Source organism: Simiduia sp. (assembly GCF_058345725.1).
Genome location: NZ_JBTUOC010000088.1, coordinates 48,705 through 54,934, shown reverse-complemented (window position 1 = coordinate 54,934; position 6,230 = coordinate 48,705). Strand labels below are relative to the sequence as shown.

The following is a 6,230-nucleotide window of genomic DNA, read 5'->3' as shown; positions in this document are numbered from 1 at the left end:
GTCGGTGTGCATTTCAAAATCGATACCTGCGTTAAAGGCCAGCTCGGCGGCCTGTTGCGCGTCTGCAGCCACACCATGGGGCACCATTTCCATCACCGCATTCCAGTCGCTAACCACAAAACCCTTAAAGTTCCATTCGTCGCGTAGGATATCTTTCATTAAAAAGCGGCTGGCAGTGGCGGGTGTGCCGTTAAGGGTGCTGTAAGAGCTCATAATACTCATCAGCCCCTTGTCGATCGCAGCCTTAAAGGGCGGTAGATATACGTCGCGTAATAGCCCTTCGGGAATATATGCGCTGTTGTAATCGCGGCCGGCCTCCGCTGCACCGTAACCGGCAAAATGTTTACCCGTAGCGGCCAGGGCATCTGAACGCGAGGGATCGTCAGTTTGAAAACCTTGCACCATGGCGGAACCCAACACGCCGGCCAGGTAAGGATCTTCGCCAAGCGTTTCCGCAATACGCCCCCAGCGCGGATCGCGGCTGATGTCAATCATTGGGGCAAAAGTCCAGCGAATACCGTCACTACTGGCTTCGCGGGCAGCAATCCGAGCGCCCTGTTCGATCAGCTCCGGATTCCAACTAGCTGCCTGGCCCAGGGGAATAGGGAAAATCGTTTTATAACCGTGAATAACATCCTGGCCAATGATCAGGGGAATTTTGTGACTACTTTGTTCAACGGCAACGCGTTGCAGGGTTGCAAACGCCTTTGGTGAGAGCTTGTTGAAGCTGATATTCAAAAAACCGCCAATACGGCCCGCACGCACATCCTCGTAGGCTTTTTCGAGGTCAGCCTCCGTTTCATACATGCCCCAATCGCGCAACGAAAGTTGGCCAATTTTTTGTTCAAGTGTCAGACGTGCAAGCAATGATTCTACCCGTGCGTCTACCTCTTGATCGGTCAAGGGTTTAGCATTTGCGCCCATCAATACCAGTGACAGACTAGTAAAAGTGGCTGCGCTAATCAGCCATTTTTGTATTGAAAATCTCATAATCTACTCCAACGAGATAAACGTTTAACGCATGCCCAGGTTGCACCCAACAGCAACCCGCACTCCCATTGCGCGATGCAATGGGAGGGGTACATCTACGTATTGCGTATATAAAAACTAAGGCTGCTTGAATTCCAACCAATTGAGATTCCACTGATTGTCTATCGACAATAGCCGTAGTGTTGCGTCGCCTTCAGGCAGCGTGAGAGTGCGTGTGAGGGTTTGGTAAGTTTGCCAGCCACCTGTATTTGGTACCGTTACCGTATCGAGTGTTACACCGTCTAGCTGAATGGCAAAGCGAACGTTGCCAACCAAACTCGCCAGTCGTAGATCGAGCTGATAGTCGCCTGCCGCCGGCACGCGAATCTCGTATTCCACCCAACGATCGGTTTCAAAGCTACCCACATTAAAACCACCGCCAATATCACCAGAGCCCTCTGTATTTACACCTGGGTGAGCCGCAGTGTAATTTTCCGCTTCAATTTTGGAGGGCAAAGTGTAGAAAGTATCACCACTGGCGACAATATCGCTGGCATAACCTTCGTCGATATCGTTATAGGCTGCCACGTAGTAATAGTAAGTGGTTTCGGGTGTTAACGCTTCATCCACGTATTGGGTGTCTGTTACAGCATCGATCAACTCGAACCCGGAACGCGGAGCAGTTGAGCGGTATACGCGGTAGCCGTCCACATCGCCTTCGGCATCCGACCATGAGAGATTGTTTGCCGACTCACTGACGGTGATGATTAAATCGCTAGCTTTGCCTGGGATGTTGGTAAAAATTTCCGCCCCGGCTGCCGACTGCAGCGAGGTCATCACGGCGTCATTAACCACATAGTCCATGGCTGCAAATGCGCCGAAGAACGCCTCAATAGTTTCAATGCTGTCACTATTGATATCCACTTTTGGCAGCGCACGTCCATCCACATCTTGCCACCATTGAGGCTCCTCGGGCACCAGGTAAACTTCGGCCCACATGTCGTTGCCACCATTTCCGTTGTCGATAAATTTCCCCGACAAGGTGTAAGACTGCCCGCCCTCAACCTCTACCGGCTGATAAATCACCGTGTTGTGGCCGGCCGGTGCTGTTACTCGCAAACTAGGTGAACTATCGGTGCCGGCGAATTCGCCCGCGCTGTAGTTGTAGTCGTAGGTATGTGGATCACCCCACACTTGCACCTTGGTCCAGTTAGCATCGGTTCCAAACTCGCCGTTGGCGACAATGTTTTCGCCCGTGGCATCGTTTATCAGCTGAATGCTATCGTAAGTTACGTCAGTGCCATTAAAGGAGCCGGTTTTAATGGCCAGATATAGGGTCTTGGTGCCTTCACCCGCGTAAGGTGTGGTGCTGCGCGCCGGTACCGCGCAGGCGTTGGCAAAGCTACTTTCCCAATTGTTGCAGCTCCAGGTTTCCGCCTTTGCCAGCAGCTGATCGCCGTTATTGGTTTTCAGGCCCCACTGGCCGTTACCCAGGCCACCGGACTTGGACGTGGTTTTTAGAGACCAAGCCGTGGCGGCCCAATTGAGTTCGTTATACTTGTCGAAGCTCGCCCGGGTAATTTCGCCCCCCATCTCGCCCAAGCCTGTCCAGGGTTGCATTTCCCCCACTAATACCGGCGTGTAAACCGCGCGCGCCAAGCGCGCCCAATCACACACGCCACTCTTGCCATCTTCGCCACACGTTAGCCAATCGCGATGCACGCTGTAGCCAATGTTATCCCAGCCAAACAGGCCCGGGTAGAAGTGCAAATCAAAGGCCACATTTTCCATGCCCAGGTCGAGCGGATCACCGTAGGCGCTGATGCCGTCGGCATTGTGTCCGGGTAAAATGACAATGTGGTCCCGATCAATTTCACGAATAGCTTCGTAGAGCTCCACGGAAAAGTCGCGCAGCGTTTCCGAATCGGTACCCCAGGGTTCATTCAATAAACCGTAGCCGGCTACGGTTGCGTCCTCTTTATAGCGCGTGGCAATTTGCTGCCAGAGCCAGACGGTGCGGTCGCGGTTTTCAAAGCTATCCCACAGCGCGTTCTGGCCCTCACAGCCTGTGTGTTGCTCTGGCCCCTGACGGCCTGCCGCGCCATGTAGGTCCAGTACCACATACATTTCGCGAGCTCGCGCTTTGGCGATAGCGTCATCCAGGTAGTGCCAGGCGTCTGCCTTTAATGTTTTTGGATTAGCGTCATCCTCCAATAAATCGTAGGGGAAAGGTACGCGCACCAGATTAAAGCCGGCGTCGGCCATTAGGTCCCAATCCGCTTCAGTGATCCAGCTATCGCGGTGCAATTTGATAATGCGATCTTTTTCTTCGGCGCCAAAACGCTCGGCTAATTTGGCCTCTAGTGTGCATTGATCGGGAATGCCCGCACCCAGAGGGTCGTCGCTGGCATCAAACATCCACAATTCCATAGACAGCCAGTTACCGAGGTTGATACCCCGCAGCGAAACTTTTTGACCCTCGGCGTTTTGCCACTGTGTACCGTGGGCTTTCAGGAGGCTGTAAGATTCGGCTCCGGGGGCCGGCTCCTCGAAGGCCGGAGGCACCGGCACGATGGGATCGGGCGCCGAGCTGTTACCACAGCCATTGAGAGCCAAGGCAGCCACGGCGATGGTGGATAATCTGAGAGCACTTTGCGGGCTCGCAATAATGTCACTGAGTGTTTTAGCGATTATTTTTTGCATGATGTTCAACCTATTATTTGATCAAATGCGCAATACTGCGCAGGAAACAGGGGCCGGCGCTGACCGGCCACCACTGTTTCGCCCTCTAGAAACTGGCGCCAAATCGAATGCCGGCGGTGCGCGGTGCTGCGTAGCGCCCCGGAAATCCTGCGCGGGTATTGTTGTCGACGGAAGCACTGGACTTGGTCATTTCATCGGTGGCGTTATTCACAAACACGTCCACCTGCCAGTTGTCACCTGAGTCATAGGTCACACCCAAGTTGACCTTGGTATAGGCATCCTGCCCAGCTGGGTTACCATAGAAGACACCGGTTTGCTGCACATCGTTAATGACGTTGTTGATGGGCGCACTGTTTTCATTTTGATCGCGAAAGTACACGGTATCCACGTAGCGCACATTGATGCGCGGCGTCAACGTGCCCTTCGACAAAGCGAAATCCCAGCGGAAGTTCAGGTTAAAATTGAATTCAGGTGACTGAGGCAAACGGTTACCGGCTAAATCGTACAGGCCGGTGGGCTCACCGTTTTCGTCCAGTTGGGGCAGATTGTTGGTGCCGTAGCCAGGATTGTCTGCCAGGTAATCGGTGTACTTCGCATCGAGGTAACCACCGGAGATATCCAAGGTGCCTGCCTCTCCCACCAGCCAGGTGAGCTCGGCCTCTAGACCGGAAATTTCGGCGCCTGCCACGTTAGAGTTCACCACCTGATGCTCTTCTTCATCGTAACCGGAGCGAATTAGATCTTCGTACTCCATGAAAAAGGCCGCGGCATTCAGGCGCACTTTGTCAAAGTCCACTTTATAGCCAAGCTCATAGCTGGTGCTATGCTCGGGCGCCGTGCTTTGGCCCGCATCCTGAATAACGCCGGCTCGGTATCCGCTACCCACACTGGCATAAAGCATTTGCTCGTCCCACTCGTAACTTGCGCGCACGAGGTAAGTCAGCTGATCATCCTGGGCTTCCACATCGTTGCGCTTGTCGGCGACACAACTACCGCGTGTGCGCTCGAGCCCGGTGAGGTCGTCCAAGCCATCCGGACCCTCTTCACCTGTGCGGTTGTTCAGAAAGTCTTCGAAGGTCACCAGATTCGAACCGCCCAGCGTCGGACGGATGTAACCGTCACAGTCGTCGCCGTAGTTGCGTCCGCCGCGGTCGTATTTTAGATCGTCGGTGTAGCGCAGCCCGCCGGTGAGCGAAAGCTCATCGGTCAAGCGATAGGTCAGTTGGCCATACACAGCCTGCGATTCAGCACCACGGGCCGGCTGAATAAAGGTTGCACCGCGACGGTTTAACCAGGGGCCATCGCCATCAAAGTCAAAACGAATGGCGGTTTCTTCTTCGAAATAATACCAACCCAGGGTCCAATCCAGGCGCTCACCCCCCAAGCTCTGCAGTTTGAGCTCGTGGCTTTGCGAGCTGGAATTTTGGTACTCGGTTCGTGCTTCGCGGAACATCGACAGTACGCCGGCATCCTGATCCACAACCTGATGGCGATCGAGCTTACTCTGGCCGTAAATGTACTCGAGGTTGATGGCGTCGGTGATGTCATAGCTTACGGTTGATCGCAGCACATCGCTGGTCATGTCCAAGGACACGGGCGAATCGATAAACGCTTGAAAATTGCCTCGCTCAACTTCCACTGGGTTCAACAGAACGCCGCCGTTGCCGCGGTCGCTAAAGGTCTCGTAGGAAACCAGCCATTCGATACTATCGCTCACGCTCCACAGCCCCGTTGCACGGGCAGAACGCACATCGGTATTGTTGAGTTTTAGGCCCACATTGTTGGCCGTGCGCAAGGTGGTGGGGCCAGAGAATTCGCCTTCAAGGCCGCGCGGGTCTGCGTCGATGGCATCGACCCAACCGTCGTCTTGATCGGAATAGGCCGCCACGCGCACAGAGAAGCGCTCGGACAGCGGCAGGGTAATACCGCCAGAAACCTGCTGGCGGTTGTAGCTGCCAAGTGTCATTTGCACATCGCCCTCTAGCTCCTGGCCGGGACGACGGGTTTGCAACAGTACAGCACCACCGGTGTTGTTGCGGCCAAAGAGAGTGCCTTGTGGCCCGCGCAGCACCTGGACATTTTCCAGGTCGTACATGAGTGCTAAAGCGCCCTGTGCGCGTGCGGCAAATACGCCGTCGACGTACACACCCACACCTTGATCACCTGTTTCTGTGGGGTTGTTGGTGCCTACCCCGCGAATGTATATTTTGATATCCGATTGATCTTCTTGGCCGGAAACGAGCAAGTTGGGCACAAAGCCATTGAGGCCTGTGACATCCAGAATGTCATTTTCAATCAGCGATTGTTGCGTTAATGCCGAGACGGCAATGGGTGTATTCTGCAGCGATGCCTCGCGGCGTTCAGCGGTAACGACGATTTCTTCCAGCTCGCGCGCACTCGTCGACTGTGCAAAGTTGGGTGCACTAACACCCAGCGCCATCAAACCACCGACGGCAACCGCTAACGGACGCTGAGATAGCCGATTCGATCGGGGGTATTTGGAATATGTCTCCATGGGCTTTGTACCTGCTCTTTATTATTGAGTGATTCTTTCATTG

General features: G+C 54.3%; 3 protein-coding genes. All 3 read right to left on the bottom strand.

Features of this window, described 5'->3' with window-relative positions:
* The coding region (locus ACW8F6_RS17335; RefSeq protein WP_491577146.1) for a glycoside hydrolase family 3 protein at positions 1-990 on the bottom strand (990 nt) is incomplete at its 3' end.
* Between the two features lie 117 nt (positions 991-1,107).
* Positions 1,108-3,672 carry a cellulase family glycosylhydrolase gene (locus ACW8F6_RS17330; protein ID WP_491577145.1) on the bottom strand — a complete coding sequence of 855 codons (2,565 nt, stop codon included), beginning with the start codon at positions 3,670-3,672 and terminating at the stop codon, positions 1,108-1,110.
* Between the two features lie 85 nt (positions 3,673-3,757).
* Positions 3,758-6,187 (bottom strand): TonB-dependent receptor, encoded by a 2,430-nt coding sequence (locus ACW8F6_RS17325; protein ID WP_491577144.1) that lies wholly within the window; start codon positions 6,185-6,187, stop codon positions 3,758-3,760.
* Positions 6,188-6,230 lie beyond the last annotated feature (43 nt).

Coding starts and splice junctions, on each gene's coding strand:
- ACW8F6_RS17330 (WP_491577145.1), bottom strand. CDS start 3,672: ATGCAAAAAATAATCGCTAAAACACTCAGTGACATTATTGCGAGCCCG.
- ACW8F6_RS17325 (WP_491577144.1), bottom strand. CDS start 6,187: ATGGAGACATATTCCAAATACCCCCGATCGAATCGGCTATCTCAGCGT.